We start from the raw sequence: 20,911 nt of genomic DNA on the forward strand, positions 1-20,911 counted from the left end.
TCCCGAAGGGTTAGTAGGACTTGTACTCGCTCTGGCCTTTGGTGAGCGCGAACTCCTCCTCCGGCGAGAGGATGAGCTTGTGCCGACCGACGAGCAGGAAGTAGGCCATCATCACCGCATAATAGACCGCGACGCCGATGACGGCGGTGCGGAACACGGAGTCGGTGAGCTGGAAGTAGAGCGTCACGGCTGCGATCACCATGCAGATCACCGCGCCCGCGATGCCGAACGGGCTCCTGTAGGGGCGGTGCAGGTTCGGGAACTTCCGCTTGAGCACCACATAGGACATGCCCTGCATGAAGTAGGCCAGCATCGCGCCCGCCACTGCCATGTTGAGCAGCGTGCCGCCGATGACCGTCGCACCCGCCTCGGCGCCTGCCGAGAACCAGATGATCAGCATCACCAGGAGGCCCAGCACCGCGCCCGCGATCAGCGCCACATGCGGCGTCTTGCGTTCGCCATGCGTGACCGACAGGAAACTCGGGAAGTAGCCTGCCCGCGACAGGGAGTAGATCTGCCGCCCGAAGGCGAAGATGATGGTGTGGAACGAGGCAATGAGGCCGATCACGGCGATGGCCGCCAGGATCTTCGCGATATCCGTGCCGAACAGGGTGCGGAACCCGTCGAGCAGGGGCTCGCCCGACTTGCCTAGGCCCACCGCACCCGGCGCGATGCCCGTGTTCAGGAAGAGCACGAGGAAGGCGGAAGCGATCAGCGTCAAGATGCCCGCGATGATGCCTTTGGGCATGTCGCGCTGCGGATCGTGCGACTCTTCGGCCGCCAGCGGCAGCTGCTCGATGGCAAGGAACAGCCAGACCGCGAAGGGCAACGAGGCCAGGATGCTGCTGACACCCAAGGGCAGGAAGGGGCCATTGCCGCTGGGAAGCTCTGCGCCGTCGGGCCCGATGTTCAACGCCCAGCGCGAGAAGTCGAACTGGCCGGAGAACAGCACCGAGACATAGAAGAAGGCCAGCACCGCAAGGGCCGCCAGCGTAACTCCTACCGTGACCCTGAACGACAGCTCGACACCGATGATGTTGAGGCCGACGAACAGCGCGTAGCACAGCACCCAATACACGGGCTGGAACGCCGGCGCCGTCTCGAAGATCGCCGACAGATACGAGCTGATGAAGAACACGATCACCGCCGGGGTGAGCACGAACTCGATGTTCTCCGCGATGCCCGTGATGTAGCCCGCCCACGGCCCCATGGACGTGCGGGCGAAGGAATAGGCGCCGCCCGTATGCGGCAGGGCCGGCGACATCTCGGCGAGCGAGAAGGTCAGGCCCAGATACATGATCGCGATGATGATCGTGGCGAAGAACATCGCCCCGAAGCCGTTGGCGAGGCCGAGGTTCCAGCCCGAATAATGACCCGAGATCACAGCGCCGACGCCCAGCGCCCAGAGCGACCAGACGCGTGCGTGGCGCTTGAGGCGCCGGGCTTCGAAGTAGTCTTGATCCACCGTGGTGTAGGTGACACCGGCGGCGTTCTGCACCCCGGCTGGCGGGGCATGAACCCCGGGATTCCCTTGTCCGACTGACATCGACTCATTCCTCCAAGAATAGTCTGCCTTTCGGGTCATGGCACGTCCTGCGCCATCCCCGTTGTTCAGAGCGTCCGTGCCCCCTCCCTCAAAAGCGGCGCCAGACGGCTGGCCCACGACGCCTGTCCGTCTTGTGTGCGGATCAGGTCGTTGCGGATTTCGATCATCAGCGGAGGGAGACCACGCTTCTCGGCGTGGCGCTCCAGGGTGTGGAACACCCGGTCCGCTGGCGAATAGGGTTCGTTCATTCCGACGGTCAGCGCCGGATCCTGCTTCAGGCCGGCCTCCACATAGCGGGCATAGCGCTCGTCGCGATTGAAGATGAGGCCGATCTGCCAGGGGCGCGGCACGTCCCGGTACACGGGCGTGAAGGAATGGATCGACACGACGGCGCCAAGCTGCCCGGCCGCATGGCGTGCATCGGCAAACACATCGACCGCATTGTGGAACGCGTCATAGACCTCGCACACGCGGATGGCCCGCTCCTCCGCGTCGAGGTCGAGGTTGCCCGGGATCGTGGTGCGCTCGCTCAGGGTCCAGATCGAATCCGGCGCGGACGGTTCGCGGTTGAGATCGAGCACGAGGCGCGAGACCGTGGCGTGGATCAGCGGCGCATCGAGCAGACGGGAGAGCTCTTTCGCGACACCAAGTGCGCCGGGGTCCCAGGCGATGTGGCTTTCGAGTTCTTCAGGCCCGAGCCCTAGGGTGCCGTAACGGGCCGGCAGGTGGTTGGAGGCATGCTCGCAGATGAGCAGGATGGGCGAGCGCCCCTGTGGGTTCTCGATAGCGGCAACCGGCTGCCCTGCCGTTGCGGCAGAGACTTGATCGGCTGGCACCCGGCTCGCCTGCGTCATGCGGTTCTCCGTCAATCTGCCTGACGGCAGAATTGTCCCCGGTTGAACGCTTGATACGTTTCTTATGGAATTCTCAGGTTCTGAAATTTCTGATACAGGTTTTAGGAAGCGTCAAGGAGGGGCTGTGAATCAATCCAGTATGCGCCGCAACCCACCCCCTCCCCGCACGGAGCCGCCGAGCCTCGCCGAGCGCATCCGGCTCGAGATGGAATCCTTCACGCCCAGCGAAAAGCGGGCCGCCCATCTTCTCCTGAGCCATTATCCCTTCGCCGGCCTCGATACCGTTGCGGAATTCGCCTCCCGGGCCGGCATCTCCGCCCCATCGGTTCTGCGCTTTGTCACCCGGCTGGGCTTCAGCGGCTTTCCGGATTTTCAGAAGCACCTGCGGGAGGAGCTCGAGGCCCAGCTCCTTTCGCCCCTTGCCAAGGCCAGCCCCTCCGACAAGGGGCAAGGCGCGCCGGCTCTTGCGTCCTTCGCGGAGGCCGTGATCGGCAACCTGAGGGCGACGGTGGAGAACATTGCGCCGGCCGAGTTCGACGCGGTGGTGGCGCTTCTCTCCGATCCGCGCCGGCACATCCATTTCACGGGCGGGCGCTTCACAGGCGCGCTTGCACGCTATGCCGAGAGCCATTTTCGCATCGTGCGCAGTCATGTGGACTTCATCGAAGGGCAGCCGGCCCTCTGGCGCGACCGGATGATCGAGATCGGCAGGAAGGACGTGATCGTCGCCTTCGACATCCGCCGCTATCAGGAGGATGTGACGGCATTGTGCGAAACGGCCGCGAGGCAGGGAGCGACGGTGGTCCTGCTCACCGATCCATGGCTTTCCCCCATCGCCCGCGTGGCGCGGCACGTGCTGCCCGCCCACATCGTCGCGCCGTCCAATTGGGATTCCTCGGCAGGTCTTCTCCTGCTGACCGAAGCTCTGGTCGCTGCCGTCACAAAGCGCCTGTGGGAGACGGCGAAGCCCCGCATGGAAACGGTGGAGCGGCTGCGGAACGAGCAATCGTAAGCTCTACTCCGCAGCCGCCGCCCTGTCCCGCTGCAGCCAGCCGATCAGGAACGGCAGCACGAGGCCGATGCCGAGAAATCGCACGAGGTGGTGGATGCCCACATAAAGCGGATCGAGCCCCAGGATGAGGGCGAGAACGGTCATCGCCTCCAGCCCGCCCGGCGCGAAGGCGACCAGACCGTTGGCGAAGCTGACCCCCGCCAGCCACGCAGCAACGCCTGCAAAGAGCGCCGCCACCACCATGCCGACCGTGAAGGAGCCGAGCGCCGCAATGAAGGCGCGCTTGAGGGTCGAGCGCTGGATGTTGCGGAACCGCTCGGCGATGAAGAGCCCGATCAGCACGAGGCCGCCGGTTGCAATGACGGGAGGGATCACGCCGGTGATCCATCCGGTCCCGTGGCTCACCGAACTCATTACTGTCGCGCCGAGCAGGATCGGGGCGGCCACCTTCAACTGCTTGAACACGGCTCCCAAGAGCAATCCGCCGAGGAGGATGAAAGCCATGCCGCCCGGGCTCTCGATGGGCAAGCCTTCACCGATCAGCGCGCCGGTGTTGCCGCCGTCGCCCGTGAGCACGACGAGGCTCGGCAGCAGCGCGATCAGCACGAAGAGACGAAAGTTCTGCACGATGGCGATGGAGGCGACCTCAGCCTTGCGCTCGGCGGCGACGGCAAGAACGGTGGACAGCGCGCCCGGCACGGAGGCCAGCACCGCATCAGCCCTGCGCCAGCCCGACATGCGCACGAGCCACGCCGTCGAGGCCGTCGAGATCGCCACCACGCCGATCACCAGGAGAATGAGGCTGCCGGGATAGCGGCCCATGGCGCCGATGGCTTCGGGCGTCACCGCCGCGCCCATGGCGGCCCCCGAGATCAGCATGGCGGCATCGGCGAGAGCACGCGGCAGGGAGACTGCCCATCCGGTGAGTCCCCATAGGGTGGCCGCGATCGCAGCACCGGACAGCCATGCCGCCGGAACGCCGAGCCAGTGGAACACGAGCCCGCCGAGGGCGGCGATCAGGATCTGGACGAGATGGGCAAGCACGGGAGGCATCACGGTGTTGCTCAATGAACGCCCTTTCCCCGCCGGTCAAATGCCGATGGCGCGCAGAGGCCATGCGGTGGGCGACTACGCGGCGCAGAAAGAGGCTAGGCTAGGCCACGAGCCGCGGCAGAGCCTCGCTGATGCGGCGCACCGCCTCTTCCACATCCTCGGGCTTGCGCAGGTAGCACAGGCGAAGATAGCCCTCGCCCGCCTCGCCGAAAGCGGAGCCCGGGGCCAGGCCTACATTGGCCTCGTCGATGAGGCGGAAGGCGATGTCCTTGGAGTTCTTGGCGCCCTTGATCTTCAGGAACGCATAGAAGGCGCCGCTCGGCGGCGGCAGTTCCACGAGGCCGGTGTCGCTCAGCCGCCCGACGATCTCCCGGCCCTGACGGGCCCGGACGATCTGATCGGCCAGGAAGCTCTCGCCCTGCTCGATGGCCGCCACGCCCGCGCGCTGAACGAAGACCGGCGTTCCCGAGGTCTGATACTGCACGAGATTTTCGATCACCTGTCCCAAAGCCGGCGGAGCCTCCAGCCAGCCGAGGCGCCAGCCGGTCATGGCCCAGTTCTTGGAGAAGGTCTGGACGAAGATGATCTTGTCCTCCGGCTCCATCACATCCCGGAAGGACGGCGTGCGCCCGTCGATGGTGAGCGCCGGATCGTGGATGAAGCGGCTGTAGATCTCGTCCGCCACGATCCAAAGCCCGTGACGGCGGGCGAGATCGAGGGCGGCGCGAAGATCGTCATGGCTTGCCACCCAGCCCGTCGGGTTCGACGGCGAGTTGATGACGAGCACGCGAGTGCGGGGCGTAATCGCCTGTTCGAGCCGCTCAAAATCGAGATGCCAGCCTTTTTCATCGATGGCCATCGGCACGGGCACGGGGCGCGCTCCGGCAATCGTGATCGCGCCGGCGAAGTTCGGCCAAGCCGGCGTGGGGATCAGCACTTCGTCGCCATTGCCGGCCAGCATGCGAAAGGCAAGCTGCATGGCCGGCATGCCGCCGGAGGTTACGAAGAAGCGCTCGGGATCGAAAGCCTTGCGGTAGACCTGCTCGTGATAGCGGGCGATGGCCTGGCGCAGTTCGGGAATGCCGCGCTGGTAGGTGTAGAAGGTCTCGCCCTTGGCGAGCGACTGAGCCGCCGCCTCGCAGATGAAGGACGGCGTCGGCAGATCGCCCTCGCCCACCCAGAGCGGAATGATGCCGGGCTTCAGCCGGCCGTAGCTGAACACGTCGACGATGCCGCTGGTCGGCGCCTGCTCCGCTTCGGGGCGCAGGTTGAGAACGGACGGAATCGACACGGACGCATTCATGGGAGAGTTCCTTGGGAAGCCGGCGAACAGGGATGGCCCGTTCGGCCCCTCAAGGCAAGCCTCGAATGCGTCGCATAACAAAAGACGAAGGATTCGATCGAAACCGGTGATGGATCAGAGGCTGCGTCCCGCCTTCATCAGGTCGCGAATTTCAGTCAGGAGCTTCACGTCGGCCGGAATTTCCGTGGGCTTGTCGGCGGTGCCGGTCTTGGCGTCCTCCGTGCGGCGCAGGCGGTTCATGCCCTTGACCAGCAGAAACAGGATCCAGGCGATGATAATGAAGTTGATGGCAGCGGTGATGAAGCTGCCCCAGGCGAGCACGGCGCCCTGGTTCTTGGCCTCCGCCAGGGCCGGTGCCGTCACGGCCTCGGACAGGGGCGTGAAGTAGTTCGTGAAATCGAGGCCCCCAGTGATTGCCCCGATGACCGGCATGAAGATGTCGCCGACGAGCGAATCCACGATCTTGCTGAAAGCCGCCCCGATGATGATGCCGATGGCGAGATCGACCACATTGCCGCGAAGCGCAAACTGCTTGAACTCGTTCCACATGGCCGGACCTCCTGCTGCTTGTCTGCCAAGCTTAAGCTGTCCGGCCAGAAGAGTTCGTCAAGCGGTGCGGCTGGCGAGCAGGTTCTGCAGGTCGAGCCGCCGCGTCACCATCTGGAGCTCGCCCTCAGGCGTTCTCGGCCACTGGTCCTGCGGGCGATCCACGTAGAGCTCGATGCCGTTGCCGTCGGGATCGTTCAGGTAGAGCGCCTCGCTCACCCCGTGATCGCTCGCCCCCTGCAACGGAATGCCGGCTTCGGCCAGACGGTAGAGCGCATCGGCCAAAGCCGCCCGCGTGGGATAGAGGATCGCCACATGGTAGAGCCCGGTGGTGCCGGGAGGCGGCGGGGACCCGCCCTGGCTCTCCCAGGTATTGAGGCCGATGTGGTGGTGATAGCCCCCGGCCGATACGAAGGCCGCCTGGCTGCCGTAGCGCTGCATCAGCTCAAAGCCGAGCACGCCGCAGTAGAAGGCAAGCGAGCGCTCGAGATCGGCCACCTTGAGATGGACGTGGCCAATCCTGACGCCGGGATCGATGGGCCGAGGGTTCATCATCACGGTCTCCTTCAAGCGGAACGCGTGGCCAACGAAGGAGCAGTCTTCGCCGATCCGGCGCGCACCGCAAGAGCGCCGTCACCCAGAAGAGCCTGAGCCGCGAGGGCCGCGATCCAGAAAGCGAGGAATTCCCAGCCGCCGTTCGGGTTGCTGAAGAAGAAGCCGGCCTTGCCGTGAACGAACACGATAGCGCCAAGGAGGATCGGGATCAGGGCCAGGGACACCCAGCGGGTGAACAGACCGAGGATCAGGGCAATGCCACCAAGCGCTTCCGCCGCGATGGTCAGGTAAGCGAGAGCCGGCGGCAGGCCGAGGCTGCCGAAGAACTGGGCGGCGCCAGCAGGGGTGAACACGAAAACCTTGAGACCGGCATGGGCCAGAAACAGGACGCCGAGGGTGATGCGCAGGACCAGGGCGGCATAGGGGGCAGTGCGGGTGTCGATCATCGGAATGTCTCCAGAGAGGAGCCTTCATATGATCTCAAACTAATGGTAGGATAATATCCTACATTGAATATCAGTTCACACCCGCGGAGTGAGGCTGTTCATGCTCGACCGTGTCACCAGCATGCAGGTCTTCGTTCGTGTCGCAGCCCTCGGCAGCTTCTCGGCGGCGGCACGGGCCCTCAATCTCTCTCAGACCATGGTGACAAAGCATGTGGCTGCCCTTGAGGACAGGCTCGGGGTCAAGCTGCTGCATCGCTCCACCCGCAAGCTGGTGCTGACCGAGGGTGGACGGAACTATCTCACGGCTTGCGAGCGCATCCTGGCCGAAATCGAGGAGGCGGAGGCCTCCGCCAGCCTCGATCGGATTGAACCGAGGGGAACGTTGCGGCTCAACGTTCCCCTCACCTTCGGCTTTCGTCACATCGCCCCGGCCCTCCCTGAATTCACCCGTATCCATCCGGCCGTCTCCTTCGATCTGGGTCTCGCCGACCGCTTCGTGGATCTGATCGAGGAAGGGTGGGACCTGGCAATCCGGATCGGGCGGCTGAAGGATTCGAGCCTTGTCGCACGGCGCATTGCCCCCTGCCGCACTGTGGTCTGCGCCGCTCCCTCCTACCTGAAGGAGCATGGAACGCCGGAAAAGCTCGACGATCTCGCCCGGCACAATTGCCTCGGCTACACTCTGCCTAGCGCCATCGGGGCGAACCGCTGGACCTTCGGCCAGGATGGCGAAATCACCGTGCCGGTGCAGGGCAATCTGCGGGCCAATAACGGCGATGCTCTGCTGGCTGCGGCCGTTGCCGGCCAGGGGCTGATCTATCAGCCCACCTTCATCGTCGGAGATTGCCTGCGCGACGGCCGGCTCGTGCGCGTGCTCGACACCTACCCAACTTACCAGCCGGGCATCCATGCCGTCCTCCCCTCGGGCCGACAGGCCCCGGCGAAGGTTCGTGCCTTTACCGCTTTTCTTGCAGAGCGCTTTGGGCCAGAGCCCGATTGGGACCGGGGCCTTTGACCGGCGCGGTGGCCTTCGTACCCATTACCGGCTAAAGCTAAGTGACGTCTGTTTTCGAGGGTTCACGCCTATGGTCGCCACCTGGGCCGTCGTGTTGTCGGCACTGGTCTATCTCTGCTTCCTGTTCACGGTGGCCTATTGGGGCGACAACTGGGGACGACGCTTCGTTCAGGGGCCGGCCCGCTCGACCATCGCGGCCCTCGCGCTCGCGGTCTACTGCACGTCCTGGACCTTCTTCGGATCGGTCGGGCTCGCCAGCCATTCGGGCTTCGACTTTCTCGCCATCTATATCGGGCCGATCCTGGTGATCGGCTTAGGGTTTCCGCTCGTCGCCCGGGTGGTGCGCGTGGCGAAGACCCAGAACATCTCGTCCATCGCCGATTTCGTCGCTGCCCGCTACGGCAAGAGCGAAAGGGTGGCGGCCCTCGTCAGCCTCATCGCCCTCATCGGCTCTGTGCCCTACATCGCCCTGCAGCTCAAAGCCGTCTCATCGTCGCTCGACGTATTCCTCACGGCGGCAAACGGCTCATCCCTGACCCAACTGCCGGTCCTCGGCGATCTGGCTCTCGTGGTCGCTCTCGTTCTGGCGGGCTTCGCCGTCGCCTTCGGCACGCGCCACACGGATGCGACTGCACACCAGAACGGCCTCCTCCTTGCCATCTCCATCGAATCCCTGGTGAAGCTGATCGCCTTCCTGATCGTCGGCGGCTACATCACCTTCGTGATGTTCGGCGGCTACGACGACATCGTTCAGCGCCTCAACGCGCAGGGCACCACCTCCGCCCTGATGGAGCGGACATCGGGCTTCGGCAGCTACATTACGCTCATCCTGCTCTCGACCTGCGCCACCCTTCTGCTGCCGCGCCAGTTCCATGTCACCGTGGTCGAGAACCACGACATCGCGGACCTGAAGCGCGCGGCCTGGCTGTTTCCGCTCTATCTGGTTCTCATCAACCTCTTCGTCGTGCCCATCGCCCTGGCCGGTATGGCGGCCTTCCCCGAGGGAACCATCGACCGGGACATGACGGTGCTGGCGCTGCCGCTGATGGACAACGCCGGCACGCTGGCGGTGATCGCCTTCCTCGGCGGATTCTCGGCGGCCACCGCCATGGTGATCGTCGACTCCGTCGCCGTGGCGGTGATGATCTCGAACCATCTGGTCATGCCCATCGTGCTGCGGCGGCGCGCCTTTGCGGGCATCGACCCCGGCAGCTTCGTGATCGGCGTCAGGCGCATCTCCATCGTTCTCGTCATCCTGCTGGGCTACGCCTATTACCGCGCCTCAGGGGAAGCGGCGCTCGCGGCCATCGGGCTCCTCTCCTTTGCGGCCATCGCCCAGGTTGCGCCCGCATTCCTTGGCGGCCTCATCTGGTCGCGCGGCACGGCGCTTGGCGCCAGCGTCGGCCTCGTGGTCGGCTTCATCACCTGGGCCTACACGCTCCTCCTGCCGAGCCTCGTCTGGGACCGCGTGTTCTGGTCGGATGTGGTCGTCACAGGCCCGTTCGGCATCACGGCCTTGAAGCCCACATCCCTGTTCGGGGTCGACCTGCCCCAGCTCACCCATGGCGTCGTCTGGAGCCTGACACTCAACATCCTCTGCTACATCGCCTTCTCCCTGTGGCGGCCCGTAACGGCCATGGAGCAGATCCAGGCCAATGTCTTCCTCGGCGAGGCGGCGGCCTCGGCCGCGCCGAGCTTCCGCCTGTTCCGCGCCAGCGTGAGCGTCGGCGAGTTGCGCGCCACCGTTGCCCGCTATCTCGGCGAGGAGCGCACGGCCCGGTCGTTCGAGGGGTTCGCCCATAGCCGCGGACAAAATCTGGATACGCGCGCCGAGGCGGACATCCATCTCCTGCGTTATGCGGAGCACCTTCTGGCCTCGGCCATCGGCACCGCCTCGTCCCGGCTCGCGCTGTCGCTTCTGCTGCGCCGCCGCACCGTCTCCACGGAAGCCGCCCTCAAGCTGCTGGACGATGCCTCGGCGGCCATCCAGCACAGCCGCGACCTTCTCCAGCACGCACTCAACTATGCCAAGCAGGGCATCACGGTGATCGACAGCGACCTGCGGCTGCTCGCATGGAACCAGGCCTTCCTCGACCTCTACGACATGCCGCCCAACTTCGTGCAGGTGGGAATCGGCATGGAGCAGATCGTGCGCTACAACGCCTCGCGCGGTTCTTACGGTCCGGGCAGGATCGAGGATCTCGTGGCGGCGCGCCTCCACTCCTTCCGCCACGATGTGGAGCCGGTGCGCCTCAGGCTCTATCCTTCCGGCAAGGTCATCGAGATCCGCTCGAACCTTCTGCCCGATGGCGGCCACGTGACCACCTACACGGATGTGACCGAAACTGTTCTCGCCGAAGAGGCGAGCCGTCGCGCCAACGAAACCTTGGAGCAGCGGGTGCGTGAGCGGACCGAGGAACTCACGCGCCTCAACGAGGCGCTGCGGAACGCCAAGGCGGAAGCCGATGAGGCCAACATCTCCAAGACACGCTTCCTCGCAGCCGCCTCGCACGACATCCTGCAGCCGCTCAACGCGGCCCGCCTTTATGCCACCTCGCTCGTGGAGCGCGATCGCGAAGCGGGCGACGTGACGCTGGCGGAAAACATCGACGCGTCGTTGGATGCCGTCGAGGAGATCCTCACGGCCATTCTCGACATCTCGCGCCTCGATACGGGCGCCATGAAACCACAATGGTCGAGCTTCCGTGTCGACGAGATGTTCCGCCAGCTGCAGCGCGAGTTCGAGCCGGTGGCCAGGGCCAAGAACCTGAAGCTCGCCTTCGTCCCCTCTTCCCTGACGGTGCGATCCGACCGACGCCTCATGCGCCGTCTACTGCAGAACCTGATCTCCAACGCGATCAAATACACGCCTTCGGGACGCGTGCTCGTCGGCGCGCGCCGGCGCGCCGGACATCTCGTTCTCGAGGTCTGGGATACCGGTCTCGGCATTCCGTCCTCCAAGCAGCGCGTTGTCTTCCGCGAGTTCCAGCGTTTAGACCAGGGCATGAAGGTGGCGCGCGGCCTGGGGCTGGGCCTCTCCATCGTCGAGCGCATCGGTCGCGTGCTCAAGCACCCGATCACGCTGAACTCCGAGGTCGGGCGCGGTTCCGTGTTCCGGGTCGAAGTGCCTGTGGTCGCCGCTCTTCCGGCGACGGCCGCGGCGCCCGAGCCGCCGAAGGCTCCGGCAACCGTGCTGTCGGGCCTGCGCGTGCTGGTCATCGACAACGAGCCCGCCATTCTAGAAGGCATGCGTCTTCTGCTCACGGGATGGGGCTGCGAGGTGTGGACCGCGTCGGACCTCGAAACGGCCCATCAGGCCCTGCGCACGCACAAGGGGCTGCCGGAGGTCATTATCGCCGACTACCACCTCGACGACACGGACGGTCTCGAACTGATCAAGGCCCTGCGGTGGAAAACGCAGGTCGACACGCCCGCCGTGCTCGTGACGGCCGACCGCACGCCCGCCGTCCGCGAAGCCGCCGCCGCCATGAACATCCATGTTCTCAACAAGCCGCTGAAGCCTGCGGCCTTCCGGGCGCTGCTGACCCAATGGCGGGCCACCCGGGTGGCGGCGGAATAAAGACAGTTTCCTTCGTCATCCCCGGACTTGTTCCGGGGATGACGGGCGTATTAAACGAGCCTCAGGGCCTCATCGACGGCTGCCACGGCGTGGATCGTCGTGGTGTCGAACAGCGGCACGGCGCTGTCCTCATCCTTCACCAGAAGCATGATCTCGGTGCAGCCGAGAATGACACATTGAGCGCCGCGCGCGATCAGGCGTGCGATAACCGCGCGATAGGCCTCGCGGGACTCCGTCCTGACCTGCCCGAGCACGAGCTCCTTGTAGATGATCTCATGCACGACCCGGCGGTCATCCTCGTCCGGCACGATCACGTTAAGGCCGTGGCGCTGCTGCAAGCGGCCTTTGTAGAATTCCTGCTCCATGGTGAAGGCCGTGCCGAGCAGGCCGACCCGCTCGAAGCCCGAAGCCTTGATCTTCTCGGCCGTGGGATCGGCGATGTGAAGCAGCGGAATGCCAACGGCCGATGAGACTGCGTCTGCCAAGCGGTGCATGGTGTTGGTGCAGATGACGAGGAAGTCGGCGCCACCGCGCTCCAGCCGGATGGCTGCCTCCTTCATCACCTCTGCAAGCTTGTCCCATTCACCGTCGTGCTGAAGCCGCTTGATTTCCTCGAAGTCGAACGACCACATCAGGCATTGCGCCGAGTGCACGCCCCCGAGCCGCCGGTTCGTCTCCTGATTGACAATGCGGTAATACTCGGCCGAGCTTTCCCAACTCATGCCGCCGATGAGCCCAATGGTCTTCATGATGAGCCTTTAGGGATTTGGCGTATAAGGTGCACGACCGCTCGCCAGCGCATCGTCGAGCAGGTCGAGCCGGTCCTGGCCCCAGAACACTTCGCCGTCGAGCACATAGGCCGGTGAGCCGAACACATCGCCTGCCACCGCGTTCTCGAGGTTGAGCGCATAGATCGCCTCGGTGGTGCTGCCGGTGGCCACATCTATCAGCGTGGACGAGTCGAAACCCGCCTGCTCGGCCAGTTCCGCGAGCACGAGCGGGTCGGCGAGATTGCGCTCCTCCTCCCACACGGCCGCGTAGGCACGGCGCAGGAAGGCGTCCGGGCTCTTGCCGGTGGCATTGATGGCGATCACAAACCGGTCGGCGAGGTTCACGTCGAAGGGCCAGTGTTTCGGGTTGATGTTGAAGGAGAGGCCCCGCTTGTCGCGCCAGCGCTGGAGTTCGAGGATCCTGTAGCGCTGGCGGGCCGGGTGGCGCTGGGCGAGCGGCAGACCGCCGGTTTCCGCGAAGACCCGGCCCAGGAACACCGGCTTGTAATTGACCTCGGCGCCATGCTTCTGGACGATCTCCATAAAAGGCGCATGGCCGATATAGGCCCAGGGGCTCACGAGGGAGAAGTAATAGTCGATGATGCGGGGCATGGATCCGATTCGGGGTTAGCAGGCCTTAAGCGGCGTTGCTCTAGCTTGGACCATCAAGCCGCGCTCTTCAATGTCTCTTCCGCCGTGAGGAAGGCCTCGACCTCGGGGGCGGCGACCGGCGCCTCCGCCTGCACGCCGATCTCGCCGAGAAGGCGCTCCATGGGAACGAAGCGGCGCTCCTTGCGGTCGTAGAGCCCCGCCCGCACGAGGGCGATGGCGTTGAGGACGGGGCTGCCGTCCTTGCTCCAGGAAGCGAGCCGGTGCTCCATGACCACATGGCTGTCCGACCATGTCAGGATGCGCGTCTCGATGGTAAAGGCGCGGAAGGGCTTCAGCTCCCGTCGGAACCGGATCTGCCCCGCGGCCACCACGGGCACCCAACCGTGCTTGAGGATGGGCCGCCACAGGCCGGAGCGGATCATCAGGTCCGTGCGACCAAGATCCATGAGCGTCCAGTAGCGCCCGTTGTTCATGTGCAGCGATGTGTCGAGATCGTGCGGCCACACGCGGAAGGTCAGGCGCGACACGTCCCTTACCGGGTTGAGCTTCGGCCGGAAAAAGGACACGATGATAAGGTGGAGGACGCGCAGCCACAGGTTCATGTCGTGCCGATCCCGGTCTGGCGTTGCAGGAGGAGAAGATCGAGGGAGGGTGCCTCACGGCCGAAGCCAGTCAACAGGCAATGAACCTGCCCGCGATGGTGGGTCTGGTGGTTGAAGAAATGCATCAGGGCCGGCGCCAGAGGCTGCTCGATATCGGTTGGATTCGTGATCGTCCGATAGCGGAAGCGACCCGTGAGATCGGCTTCGGAGAGACCTTCGACATAGGCGACGATCCGCGCATCTTCCTCCTGCCGCGCCGCGCGCAGTTCGGCAAAGTCCTCGAACAGGATGGCATCAAGCCGGTTCGGCGCCTCTCCCTCGCCGGTGAAGCGCTTCATCCAGATTCTGTCGGCGACGAGAATGTGGTTCAGGGTGCCGTGAACTGACTTGAAGAACGCCCCGCGATCGGCTCGGTAATCCGCATCGGACAGCTGCGCGGCCGCATCGTAGAGGCGCGCGTTACACCAGGCGTTGTAGCCGGCCATCATGGCGAAGTGCGGTTTCATGAAAGGCTCCTCCTTTTGCCCCCTCCCCTCTGCGGGAGAGGGTAACCTGAAGCAGATCGGGAGAGGGGACGTAAGACGTCAAGCACTTCCCCTCTCCCGGCTCACTTCGTTCGCCACCCTCCCCCGCAAAGGGAAGAGGGTTTGAGCAGGTCACGCCGCCTTCTTCGCCGCAGCACGACCGTAGAAACTCTCACCGGAAGCTGCCATGTCGACAAGGCTCTTCGGCGGTGCGAAGCGGTCGCCGTGCTTGGCCTGGAGCGTCCGGCACAATTCCACGAAGGCCTTCGCGCCCATGAAGTCGATATAGGAGAGCGCGCCGCCCGTGTAAGGCGCGAAGCCGAAGCCGAGGATCGAGCCCACATCGGCCTCGCGCGGATCGGTGACCACGCCCTCCTCGACGGTGCGCGCCGCTTCCAGGGCCTGCGTGACGAGCAGGCGCTGCTTCAACTCGTCCATGTCGATGAGCTCGGCGGCCGCCGGGTTCACCTGGAGGTCCTTCAGTCCCGGCCAGAGGCGCTTCTGACCGCCTTCCGGATAATCGTAGAACCCTTTCCGGTTCTTACGGCCGAGACGCCCTTCCCGCTCCACCAGCGTGGTGAGCAGTTGCTCCTGCTCCGGGATGATGGCGGCATCGCCGAGCTGCGCCTTGGTAGCGCGCAGGATCTTGAGGCCGAGATCGACTCCCACCTCGTCATTGAGCGAGAGAGGTCCGACCGGCATGCCTGCCTGCTTGCCGGCCTGCTCGATCATCGTGGCCGGCACGCCCTGAGTCAGCATGAGGTGACCTTCGAGGATGTAGGCGAGCACGCAGCGGTTGGCGAAGAAGCCGCGCGAGTCGTTGACCACGATCGGCGTCTTCTTGATCAGGCGCACGTAGTCGAGCGCGGTGGCGAGTGCCTTGTCGCCCGTCTCCTTGCCCATGATGATCTCGACGAGCATCATCTTCTCGACCGGCGAGAAGAAGTGGATGCCGATGAATTGGCCAGCATTCTTCGACTGTTGCGCGAGGCCAGAGATTGGCAGGGTCGAGGTGTTGGAGGCGAAGATGCAATCGGGGCGGATCGCTGCCTCGACTTGTCGGATCACCTCAGCCTTCACCTTGGGATCCTCGAACACCGCCTCGATGACGAGGTCGCAATCCTTGAGATCGTTGTAGTCCGCCGATGTCGTGATGCGGGCGAGCAGCGCGTCGCGGTCCGCCGTCTTGGCGCGGCCCTTCATGACCTGATCGCTCATGAGCTTGTGCGAATGCGCCTTGCCCTTCTCGGCCGCTTCCACGTCGCGGTCGATGAGCACGACCTCAAGCCCGGCATTGGCTGTGACATAGGCAACGCTCGCGCCCATGAAGCCCGCGCCGATCACGCCAACCTTTTTCAGGCTGGTGGCCGGCACGTCCTTCGGGCGGCGCGCGCCCTTGTTGAGATCCTGCATAGAGATGAAGAGCGTGCGGATCATCGCCGCCGCCTCCTTCGAACGCAGGATCTTGGCGAACCAGCGCGACTCCACCTTCAGCGCCAGATCCATTGGGAGCTGCAGGCCCTGATAGACGGATTCGAGAATGGCGCGGATCGCCGGGTAGTTGTCCTGCGTCTCGCGGCGATAAATGGCATTGGCCGGCGGCCAGATCTGCATGCCGGAAGCAGAGAACACCTTGTTCGACGGAAGCTTGTAGCCCTTCTGGTCCCAGGGCGCGACGGCCGAGCCGCCTTGCTTGATCCAGTCCTTGGCCGCCTGCACGATCCCGTCGCGCGGCGCAACGGCGTGCACGAGGCCCATATTGCGCGCCATGAGCGGGCGGATCTGCTCGCCCTTGAACAGCATCTGGAGCGCATCGCCCGTCTGCATGAGGCGTGCCACGCGCTGCGTGCCGCCAGCGCCCGGGAAGAGCCCCACCTTCACCTCGGGCAGGCCGACGCGGGTGGAATCCACATCCGACAGCACACGATAGTGGCAGGCGAGCGCGAGCTCGAAGGCGCCGCCGAGGCACACGCCGTGAACGGCTGCCGCGAACGGCTTGCCGCAGGTCTCGAGACGGCGGTAGAGCAGCGAGAGCTTGCGGGACTCGTCGAAGAAGAACTGCATGGCAGCCTCTTCCCCCTTGTCCTTGGCGAGCCGCGCATATTCCGCACCGAGCCCCTGGAGCATGGTGAGATCCGCGCCACCCGAGAACGCCTCCTTGCCGGAGGTGATGACGCAACCTTTGATGGCCTCGTCGCCAGCAACCTTATCGATGATCTGCTCCAGCTCGCCCATCACCTCGGGAGTGATCACGTTCATGGAGCGCCCGGGCATGTCCCAGGTGGCGAGCGCAATGCCGTCGGCATCGGTTTCGAAGCGGAAATTGGTGAAGTTCGTCATGGTGTCCTCCCGGGAGGTTTCCCGTCATCCCGGCCGCAGCGAAGCGAAGAGCCGGGATCGCTATCCGATTTCTGGTTTTACGATCCCGGGTTCCGCTTTGCGGCCCCGGGATGACAGCAAATCAAACCCGCTCGATGATCGCGGCCGTGCCCATGCCGGCGGCCACACACAGCGTCACGAGAGCCGTCTGCTTGTTCGTGCGCTCCAGTTCGTCGAGCACGGTGCCGAGGATCATGGCCCCGGTGGCGCCCAGCGGATGTCCCATGGCGATGGCGCCGCCATTCACGTTGACCTTCGCCGGATCGAGATCCATGGCCTGGATGTAGCGCAGCACCACGGACGAGAATGCCTCGTTGATCTCGAAGAGATCGATGTCGTCCTTCGTCATGCCGGCCTTGCGCAACGCGAGCTCCGACACGTCGATGGGGCCGGTGAGCATGAGCGCGAGGTCGGACCCAATGGAGGCAAAGCCCTTGATGCGCGCACGCGGCTTCAAGCCGGCCTTCTCGCCGCCTTCCCGGTTGCCGACGAGCACGGCAGCCGCACCGTCCACAATGCCCGAGGAGTTGCCCGCGTGATGAACGTGGTTGACGAACTCCACGTCCGGGTGCGCCGCGATCGCCACCGCGTCGAAGCCGCCCATCTCGCCCATCTGCACGAAGGCGGCCTTGAGCTGGCCGAGCGACTGCATGTCGGTCTGCGGCCGCATGTGCTCGTCACGCGCCAGAATCGTCAGGCCGTTGATGTCCTTCACCGGCACGACGGACTTGGAAAAACGTCCCTCGTCCCAGGCTTTGCCGGCGCGCTTCTGCGACTCGACCGCATAGGCATCCACATCGTCGCGGGAGAAGCCGTATTTGGTGGCGATCAGATCCGCCGAGATGCCCTGCGGCAGGAAGTAGTTGTCGATGGCGATGCCCGGATCGACCGGCCATGCGCCGCCCGAGGCGCCCATGCCGACGCGGCTCATGGATTCCACGCCGCCGCCGATGGTGATGTCCTTCATGCCCGACATGACCTGCGCGGCGGCGAGCGCCACCGCATCGAGGCCGGAGGCGCAGAAGCGGTTGATCTGGACGCCCGGCACCTCCTTGCCGAAGCCCGCCTTCAGCGCCGCCGCGCGGGCGATGTCGCCGCCCGCCTCGCCGACGGGATCGACGCAGCCGAGCACCACATCTTCCACCAGCTTCGGGTCGAGGTTGTTGCGCTTGCGGATGGCGTCGAGCGTCGTGACGGCGAGGTCCACCGCCGGAACCTCGTGCAGCGAACCATCCGGCTTGCCGCGCCCGCGCGGCGTGCGAACGGCGTCGTAGATATAGGCTTCAGCCATGGAGGCCTCCCAGAACGATCATGTGTCATCCCGGGGCTGCAGGGCAGAACCCGGGATCGTTGGCAGAATGGAACGCTTTACGCGTCACGCGATCCCGGCACTTCGGCCGGGATGACGCCTGTTACTTAGAACGCCTCAACCGGCAGCGCCATGGTCGTGTCCGCGCCCGTGGTGATGCGAGCCAGGCGCGTGGCAGTCTCGGGCATCATGCGCTCCATGAAGAACCGGCCGGTGAGCAGCTTGGCGTCCATCTTGTCCGCCACCCCGTTGCCTTCAGCCTTCCGGGTTTGCGCGGCCTTGGCCATCTTGGCCCACATATAGCCCATGACCACGGTGCCGAAGAGGTGCATGTAGTCGGTGGCGCCGGCGCCGGCATTGTCGGGCTTTGCCATCGCGTTCTGCATGAACCACATGGTGGCCTGCTGCAGATGGCCGAGACCCTGCTGCAGGGGAGCGATATAGGCCTTGAGGCTCTCGTCGCCGGCGTTCTCCTGGCAGAAGGCGCCGACCTCGTTGAAGAAGGTCATGACGGCGCGCCCGCCGTCCTTGCCGAGCTTGCGGCCCACAAGGTCCATGGCCTGGATGCCGTTGGCGCCCTCGTAGATCTGCGTGATGCGGGTATCGCGCACGAACTGCGACATGCCCCATTCCTCAATGTAGCCGTGGCCGCCGAACATCTGCTGCGCCTTGACGGCGTTGTCGAAGCCGAGATCGGTGAGCACGCCTTTCACCACCGGGGTCATGAGACCCATGTAGTCCTCGGCCGTCTGGCGCTGCGTGTCGTCGGAGGAACGGTGCGCGATGTCGCTGTTCAACCCGGTCCAGACGATGAGCGCGCGGCCCGCTTCGTTGAAGGCCTTGATGGACATGAGCGTGCGGCGCACGTCCGGGTGCACGATGATCGGATCTGCAGGCTTGTCGGGGTATTTCGCGCCCGTGAGCGAGCGACCCTGGAGACGGCCCTTCGCATAGGCGACCGCGTTCTGGTAGGCCACCTCGGACTGGGCCAGCCCCTGCACGCCCACCGCAAGACGCGCCTCGTTCATCATCACGAACATGGCGTTGAGACCGCGGTTTTCCTGACCGACGAGCCAGCCCTTTGCGCCATCGTAGTTCATCACGCAGGTGGCATTGCCGTGAATGCCCATCTTGTGCTCGAGGGAGCCGCAGGAGACGCCGTTGCGCTCACCCAGCGAGCCGTCCTCGTTCACGAGAACCTTCGGCACCACGAAGAGCGAGATGCCCTTGGTGCCGGCAGGCGCGCCCTCGATGCGGGCGAGCACCAGGTGGACGATGTTCTCCGCCATGTCGTGATCGCCGGCGGAGATGAAGATCTTGGTGCCGGAGATGGCATAGGAGCCGTCGCCGTTCGGCACGGCCTTGGTCTTGAGCATCCCGAGATCCGTGCCGCAATGGGGCTCGGTGAGGTTCATGGTGCCGGTCCATGTGCCCTCGGTCATCTTCGGCAGATAGATCTGCTTCTGCTCCTCGGTGCCATGCTCGATGAGCGCCGCGATGGCGCCTTGCGTCAGCCCCGGATACATGCCGAGCGCCAGGTTCGACGAGGAGACGAATTCCTGCATGATGGTGTTGAGAACGGAGGGCAGGCCCTGCCCGCCATATTCCTCGGGCGCCGCCAGACCCATCCAGCCGCCGGTGGAGTATGCTTCGTAGGCCTCCTTGAAGCCCTTGGGGGTCGTGACCGATCCATCCGGATTGCGGGTGCAGCCCTCCTGGTCCCCGGAGAGGTTCAGGGGCGCGAACACCTCCTCGCAGAGCTTGGCGCCCTCGGCCAGGATCGCCTCCACCGTGTCGGGCGTCGCATCGGCGAAACCGGGCAGGTTGTTGTAGCGCTCAATTGGGAACACGTCGTTCAGAAGGAACATGACGTCTTCGACGGGGGCCTTGTAGACCGGCATTCGGATGTCTCCCAGGTCGGTTTCCGGCCGCCATCTTCCCATACGAAAAGATCACGGCCAAGCAGATAGTTCACATATAAACTATCTAGCCGCGTTTGGAAGAGGCGGGCCGGTAAATCTTTCGAGGGATCTATGGAGCTGGGGTGCTGGCCTGGAGGCCTGACAGCCGATCTTGGGCCATATCCCTTCTCACGCATTCCAACGCGCAAAAGAAAAGCCCTCCGGTACCGAGGCGTAGAGCCTGATCCCGAAGGGCTTGTTTTAGAGAACTCGATCTTGCGGAGAAGGTCAGGCCGCTGCAGCCAGACCGGCGCGGCGGGCCTGGAGCTCGGCCAGGGCTTCCTCGATCTCTTTCTTCTGCTGCTCGAGATGCTGGATCTGGTCCTCGACTTGGTCGAAGGACAGCTTGAGGTTCATGGCCGGGCCATTGCCAGACCGCTCCTCGGCCAGCATGGCGCGGATCTCGGTCAGGGTGAAGCCGAGCTGCTTTCCCTTCAGGATCACGGAGAGGCGCTCACGGTCGCGGGCGTCGTAAATGCGGGCGGTGCCGTCCCGGCGGGGGACAGGAGGCCGCGATCCTCGTAGAACCGGAGCGTCCGGAGGGTCACTCCGAACTCGCGTGCCAGATCGCCGATGGTATAGAATTTTGCGCCCTCTCCGGAGTTGCCGGCATCTGCGCTGACTGCGTATTGATCCATAGAATGCCCCGTCATGTTCCATTCTCGGGTCAGCGCTTGATGCACTTCCCCTCGGCAATGAAATGATAGAACATATATTTCGTCTTTTGCAAGATTATTACGGTCATCATATGCCGCTGGGTTAGACAAAGTTTCCTTGAGGGGCATGTCCGAAGGGAATTTCCCTTCCGGCCGGTCATCCATGGCCTCTAAACCCCCTCCGTTTA

At 64.7% G+C, this 20,911-nt stretch carries 18 protein-coding genes and 1 pseudogene; 3 read left to right on the forward strand and 16 right to left on the reverse strand.

Translation table 11 applies throughout. The features are described from left to right. Nucleotides 1-10: 10 nt before the first annotated feature. Both JQC81_RS14560 and JQC81_RS14565 read right to left on the reverse strand, forming a co-directional pair. Nucleotides 11-1,546, reverse strand: a complete 1,536-nt coding sequence (locus JQC81_RS14560; RefSeq protein ID WP_203272522.1) for an amino acid permease — start codon at nucleotides 1,544-1,546, stop codon at nucleotides 11-13. 65 nt (nucleotides 1,547-1,611) lie between these two features. Then, entirely contained in the window at nucleotides 1,612-2,400 is a 789-nt protein-coding gene (locus tag JQC81_RS14565) for an N-formylglutamate amidohydrolase (RefSeq protein WP_203272523.1), read from the reverse strand. A 124-nt stretch (nucleotides 2,401-2,524) separates the two neighbouring features. Between JQC81_RS14565 and JQC81_RS14570 the strand changes: the two genes are divergently transcribed. Then, on the forward strand, nucleotides 2,525-3,412 hold the full coding sequence (locus tag JQC81_RS14570) for a MurR/RpiR family transcriptional regulator (protein ID WP_312887518.1): 888 nt from the start codon (nucleotides 2,525-2,527) through the stop codon (nucleotides 3,410-3,412). A 3-nt stretch (nucleotides 3,413-3,415) separates the two neighbouring features. Here JQC81_RS14570 and JQC81_RS14575 read toward each other — a convergent pair whose 3' ends face one another. The 5 genes from JQC81_RS14575 to JQC81_RS14595 all read right to left on the reverse strand — a co-directional run bounded on the left by JQC81_RS14575 (nucleotide 3,416) and on the right by JQC81_RS14595 (nucleotide 7,315). Beyond that, nucleotides 3,416-4,465, reverse strand: coding sequence for an AbrB family protein (locus tag JQC81_RS14575; protein WP_203272548.1), 1,050 nt, complete (start codon nucleotides 4,463-4,465; stop codon nucleotides 3,416-3,418). A 100-nt stretch (nucleotides 4,466-4,565) separates the two neighbouring features. Then, nucleotides 4,566-5,768 (reverse strand): pyridoxal phosphate-dependent aminotransferase, encoded by a 1,203-nt coding sequence (locus tag JQC81_RS14580; RefSeq protein ID WP_203272524.1) that lies wholly within the window; start codon nucleotides 5,766-5,768, stop codon nucleotides 4,566-4,568. A 114-nt stretch (nucleotides 5,769-5,882) separates the two neighbouring features. Next, on the reverse strand, nucleotides 5,883-6,317 hold the full coding sequence (gene mscL, locus JQC81_RS14585; RefSeq protein WP_203272525.1) for a large conductance mechanosensitive channel protein MscL: 435 nt from the start codon (nucleotides 6,315-6,317) through the stop codon (nucleotides 5,883-5,885). 57 nt (nucleotides 6,318-6,374) lie between these two features. Next, nucleotides 6,375-6,869, reverse strand: a complete 495-nt coding sequence (locus tag JQC81_RS14590; protein WP_203272526.1) for a VOC family protein — start codon at nucleotides 6,867-6,869, stop codon at nucleotides 6,375-6,377. A gap of 11 nt (nucleotides 6,870-6,880) precedes the next feature. After that, a complete protein-coding gene (locus JQC81_RS14595; RefSeq protein WP_203272527.1) occupies nucleotides 6,881-7,315 on the reverse strand; it encodes a DoxX family protein in 435 nt (144 codons plus the stop codon). A 100-nt stretch (nucleotides 7,316-7,415) separates the two neighbouring features. Between JQC81_RS14595 and JQC81_RS14600 the strand changes: the two genes are divergently transcribed. Together JQC81_RS14600 and JQC81_RS14605 are read left to right on the forward strand one after the other, a co-directional pair. Then, complete coding sequence (locus JQC81_RS14600) at nucleotides 7,416-8,330, forward strand: LysR family transcriptional regulator (protein WP_203272528.1); 915 nt, start codon at nucleotides 7,416-7,418, stop codon at nucleotides 8,328-8,330. A gap of 70 nt (nucleotides 8,331-8,400) precedes the next feature. Continuing rightward, nucleotides 8,401-11,910, forward strand: coding sequence for a PAS domain-containing hybrid sensor histidine kinase/response regulator (locus JQC81_RS14605; RefSeq protein ID WP_203272529.1), 3,510 nt, complete (start codon nucleotides 8,401-8,403; stop codon nucleotides 11,908-11,910). Nucleotides 11,911-11,960: 50 nt separating this feature from the next. On the opposite strand, the gene JQC81_RS14610 is transcribed toward JQC81_RS14605, so the two are convergent. From JQC81_RS14610 to JQC81_RS34340, 9 genes and pseudogenes are all read right to left on the reverse strand, one after another. Then, nucleotides 11,961-12,659, reverse strand: coding sequence for an aspartate/glutamate racemase family protein (locus tag JQC81_RS14610; RefSeq protein ID WP_203272530.1), 699 nt, complete (start codon nucleotides 12,657-12,659; stop codon nucleotides 11,961-11,963). A 9-nt stretch (nucleotides 12,660-12,668) separates the two neighbouring features. Next, entirely contained in the window at nucleotides 12,669-13,292 is a 624-nt protein-coding gene (locus JQC81_RS14615; protein WP_203272531.1) for a 2-hydroxychromene-2-carboxylate isomerase, read from the reverse strand. Nucleotides 13,293-13,345: 53 nt separating this feature from the next. Continuing rightward, nucleotides 13,346-13,894 (reverse strand): acyl-CoA thioesterase, encoded by a 549-nt coding sequence (locus tag JQC81_RS14620; RefSeq protein ID WP_203272532.1) that lies wholly within the window; start codon nucleotides 13,892-13,894, stop codon nucleotides 13,346-13,348. Next, a complete protein-coding gene (locus JQC81_RS14625) occupies nucleotides 13,891-14,400 on the reverse strand; it encodes a DinB family protein (protein ID WP_203272533.1) in 510 nt (169 codons plus the stop codon). The genes JQC81_RS14620 and JQC81_RS14625 overlap by 4 nt, the downstream gene beginning before the upstream one ends. 150 nt (nucleotides 14,401-14,550) lie before the next feature. After that, nucleotides 14,551-16,758 (reverse strand): FAD-dependent oxidoreductase, encoded by a 2,208-nt coding sequence (locus JQC81_RS14630; protein WP_203272534.1) that lies wholly within the window; start codon nucleotides 16,756-16,758, stop codon nucleotides 14,551-14,553. Nucleotides 16,759-16,879: 121 nt separating this feature from the next. Further along, complete coding sequence (locus JQC81_RS14635; protein ID WP_203272535.1) at nucleotides 16,880-18,088, reverse strand: acetyl-CoA C-acetyltransferase; 1,209 nt, start codon at nucleotides 18,086-18,088, stop codon at nucleotides 16,880-16,882. A gap of 125 nt (nucleotides 18,089-18,213) precedes the next feature. Next, a complete protein-coding gene (locus tag JQC81_RS14640; protein WP_203272536.1) occupies nucleotides 18,214-20,007 on the reverse strand; it encodes an acyl-CoA dehydrogenase C-terminal domain-containing protein in 1,794 nt (597 codons plus the stop codon). Between the two features lie 288 nt (nucleotides 20,008-20,295). Further along, complete coding sequence (locus JQC81_RS33125) at nucleotides 20,296-20,511, reverse strand: MerR family DNA-binding protein (RefSeq protein ID WP_376772407.1); 216 nt, start codon at nucleotides 20,509-20,511, stop codon at nucleotides 20,296-20,298. Beyond that, nucleotides 20,509-20,888 (reverse strand): annotated as a pseudogene (locus tag JQC81_RS34340) (MerR family transcriptional regulator); the annotation flags it as partial. The pseudogene JQC81_RS34340 and the gene JQC81_RS33125, both read right to left, overlap by 3 nt. Nucleotides 20,889-20,911: the final 23 nt, after the last annotated feature.

It is taken from the genome of Microvirga arabica (genome assembly GCF_016811235.1).
GTDB lineage: Bacteria > Pseudomonadota > Alphaproteobacteria > Rhizobiales > Beijerinckiaceae > Microvirga > Microvirga arabica.

What these genes read in the sequence shown, in the direction of transcription:
- JQC81_RS14635 (WP_203272535.1), bottom strand. Translation starts at nt 18,088, where the DNA reads ATGGCTGAAGCCTATATCTACGACGCCGTTCGCACGCCGCGCGGGCGC.
- JQC81_RS14580 (WP_203272524.1), bottom strand. Translation starts at nt 5,768, where the DNA reads ATGAATGCGTCCGTGTCGATTCCGTCCGTTCTCAACCTGCGCCCCGAA.
- JQC81_RS14625 (WP_203272533.1), bottom strand. Translation starts at nt 14,400, where the DNA reads ATGAAACCGCACTTCGCCATGATGGCCGGCTACAACGCCTGGTGTAAC.
- JQC81_RS14565 (WP_203272523.1), bottom strand. Translation starts at nt 2,400, where the DNA reads ATGACGCAGGCGAGCCGGGTGCCAGCCGATCAAGTCTCTGCCGCAACG.
- JQC81_RS14605 (WP_203272529.1), top strand. Translation starts at nt 8,401, where the DNA reads ATGGTCGCCACCTGGGCCGTCGTGTTGTCGGCACTGGTCTATCTCTGC.
- JQC81_RS14610 (WP_203272530.1), bottom strand. Translation starts at nt 12,659, where the DNA reads ATGAAGACCATTGGGCTCATCGGCGGCATGAGTTGGGAAAGCTCGGCC.
- JQC81_RS14620 (WP_203272532.1), bottom strand. Translation starts at nt 13,894, where the DNA reads ATGAACCTGTGGCTGCGCGTCCTCCACCTTATCATCGTGTCCTTTTTC.
- JQC81_RS14560 (WP_203272522.1), bottom strand. Translation starts at nt 1,546, where the DNA reads ATGTCAGTCGGACAAGGGAATCCCGGGGTTCATGCCCCGCCAGCCGGG.
- JQC81_RS14630 (WP_203272534.1), bottom strand. Translation starts at nt 16,758, where the DNA reads ATGACGAACTTCACCAATTTCCGCTTCGAAACCGATGCCGACGGCATT.
- JQC81_RS14590 (WP_203272526.1), bottom strand. Translation starts at nt 6,869, where the DNA reads ATGATGAACCCTCGGCCCATCGATCCCGGCGTCAGGATTGGCCACGTC.
- JQC81_RS14575 (WP_203272548.1), bottom strand. Translation starts at nt 4,465, where the DNA reads ATGCCTCCCGTGCTTGCCCATCTCGTCCAGATCCTGATCGCCGCCCTC.
- JQC81_RS14640 (WP_203272536.1), bottom strand. Translation starts at nt 20,007, where the DNA reads ATGCCGGTCTACAAGGCCCCCGTCGAAGACGTCATGTTCCTTCTGAAC.
- JQC81_RS14615 (WP_203272531.1), bottom strand. Translation starts at nt 13,292, where the DNA reads ATGCCCCGCATCATCGACTATTACTTCTCCCTCGTGAGCCCCTGGGCC.
- mscL (WP_203272525.1), bottom strand. Translation starts at nt 6,317, where the DNA reads ATGTGGAACGAGTTCAAGCAGTTTGCGCTTCGCGGCAATGTGGTCGAT.
- JQC81_RS14600 (WP_203272528.1), top strand. Translation starts at nt 7,416, where the DNA reads ATGCTCGACCGTGTCACCAGCATGCAGGTCTTCGTTCGTGTCGCAGCC.
- JQC81_RS14595 (WP_203272527.1), bottom strand. Translation starts at nt 7,315, where the DNA reads ATGATCGACACCCGCACTGCCCCCTATGCCGCCCTGGTCCTGCGCATC.